This is a genomic window from Mesorhizobium sp. PL10 (genome assembly GCF_053714315.1).
Genome location: NZ_JBSKBR010000111.1, coordinates 1 through 2,337 on the forward strand (window position 1 = coordinate 1; position 2,337 = coordinate 2,337).

2 protein-coding genes are annotated in these 2,337 nt (G+C 58.7%); both read left to right on the forward strand.

The features are described from left to right. The first annotated feature begins 145 nt into the window (after positions 1–145). Positions 146–1,408, forward strand: a complete 1,263-nt coding sequence (istA, locus tag ACWGTO_RS33180) for an IS21 family transposase (protein WP_454578916.1) — start codon at positions 146–148, stop codon at positions 1,406–1,408. Continuing rightward, positions 1,405–2,286 (forward strand): IS21-like element helper ATPase IstB, encoded by an 882-nt coding sequence (istB, locus tag ACWGTO_RS33185; RefSeq protein WP_454578915.1) that lies wholly within the window; start codon positions 1,405–1,407, stop codon positions 2,284–2,286. Before istA ends, istB begins: the two co-directional genes overlap by 4 nt. Positions 2,287–2,337 lie beyond the last annotated feature (51 nt).

Here is a 2,337-nt window from a genome sequence, read left to right on the forward strand (position 1 = left end):
TGTCGATACCGGATCAATACTCCCCAGAAGTGCCGTTTGAATCTTCCCCAGTTTAGCGTTGCCGCCGGTCCTCCGGGGCGCGCCCCGGGGGACCGGCGGCGCGTCATCACCGATACTGTTCTCGATGGTCGAGAGGGGAATGTCGGTGATCAAACTCGGGGAGATAGTCATGATTTTAGATTTGCACCGGCAGGGGTTGTCGGTGTCGGCGATCGCCAGACAGACCAACGTCGATCGAAAGACAATTCGTAAATATATTGAGCGGGGTCTCGAAGAGCCTGCTTATGGACCACGCAAGCCGCGGGCAACGGTGATCGATCCATTCACGGCTTATCTACGTGAACGGGTTGCTGCCTATCCCGGCTTGAGCGGCCGGCGACTCTTGCGAGAGCTGAAGGATCGCGGATATGCGGGTGGCTACACGACCGTCACGGACTTTCTCAGAGATGTTCGCCCGACCTCAGAACAGGGATTTGAAGTTCGGTTCGAAACAGATCCCGGCGAACAGGCCCAGGTGGATTTCGCCCAGTTCCAGGTCATCTTCACCGATGAGCCGTCAACGCCGAGGATCGTCTGGCTCTTTTCCATGGTGTTGGGCCACAGCCGTCTCATCTGGGCTCGCTTTGCTATGCATCAGGATCTTCCGACGGTGCTGCGATGCCATGTCGCCGCATTCGATGCAATTGGCGGGGTTCCACGCGAGATTCTCTACGACCGAATGAAGACTGCGGTCATCGGCGAAGGGGAAACCGGTGGCATTGTTTATAACCGTGCCCTGATCGATCTTGCCCGCCATTACGGCTTTCATCCTAAGGCCTGCAAAGCATATCGCGCCAAGACGAAGGGGAAGGTGGAGCGACCATTCCGCTACATCCGTGAAGACTTCTTCCTGGCACGCTCGTTTCGCAACCTCGACGACCTTAATAGCCAGCTGCGGTATTGGCTCGATACCGTTGCCAATCCGCGTGTGCACGCGACAACGCAGCGTGTCGTCATGGAGGCCTTCGCCGAGGAGCGTCATCATTTGCGTCCCTTGCCGCTGGCTCCGTTCCGATCCGTGTTGAGACTGGAGCGCAGGATCTCTCGAGACGGAATGGTCAGCGTCGGCGGAAACGCCTACAGCGTGCCCGACGCCACCAGAAGGCGTCTTGTCGAGGTTCATACCCTGGCCAATGAAGTTCGGATTTTCGAGGATGGCGCCCTCATTGCTATGCATCCAGTGTTGGAGGGTCGTCATCAGCGCCGCGTCGAACCGGGACACCGAACCCTTCGCTCCTCGTCGCGATCGCGACCACACGCCAACAATGACGAGATCATTCTTCTTGGTACCGGCGACAGGGTCACACAGCGGCCGCTCGCCTTCTACGACGCTGTCGCCAGGGCCATGGCACAGGAGAACCGCACATGAGCGCTGCTCTCGATTCCGTGCCGTCGATGATCGACCGCATTCGCCATGATCTTGTCGGCTTGAAGATGCCGCGGGCCCTTGAGGCCCTCGACCATATTGTCCGGCGCCTGGAGCATGGCGAGCTGTCGGCACTCGAAGCGATCGATATCCTGCTTTCCGAAGAACTGACCTTGCGCGAGAACAGTCGTATCAAAACGGCGCTGCGGATGGGTCGCCTGGCAACCATCAAAACACTCGCCGGCTTTGATTTTTCTTTCCAGCCTTCACTCGATCGAGATCGGATCTTCACGCTTGCGCAACTAGGTTTTGTCGACCGCCATGAGGTCGCCCATTTCCTCGGACCGCCGGGAACCGGCAAAAGCCATCTGGCCCTGGCGCTCGGCGTCGAGGCTGTCAAGGCCGGCAAGAGCGTCTACTTCTGCACGCTGGCCGATCTAATCGCGGCCCTCTCAAGGGCCGAGCGCGAGGGTCGGCTGCAAGAACGCATCCGCTTCTTCTGCAGGCCCAGTCTCCTGATCGTTGACGAGATCGGTTATCTCCCGGTCATCGCCGGCGGCGGCAATCTGTTCTTCCAGCTCGTCAACGCCCGCTACGAGAAAGGTGCGATGATCCTCACATCCAATCGCGGCTTTGCTGAATGGGGCGATGTTTTTGGAGACGCCGTGGTCGCCACGGCCCTCCTCGACAGACTTTTGCATCATGCCGTGGTCGTTCAGATTGAAGGATCAAGTTACAGGCTGCGCCAACATGCCGAATTGATGCCGGAACACGTCCGCTCGAAAGCATTGATCGCACCACCGTCCTTCGCCCCGCCACCATCTCCACGCGGCAGGCCGCCGAAAAATACCCAATTCTCCACGCCGTCCGGGGCGGCATAATTGGGGAATTTTACTTCGGCACTTCTGAGGAAATTTCACCCGGCATTGACA

What these genes read in the sequence shown, in the direction of transcription:
- istB (WP_454578915.1), top strand. Translation starts at nt 1,405, where the DNA reads ATGAGCGCTGCTCTCGATTCCGTGCCGTCGATGATCGACCGCATTCGC.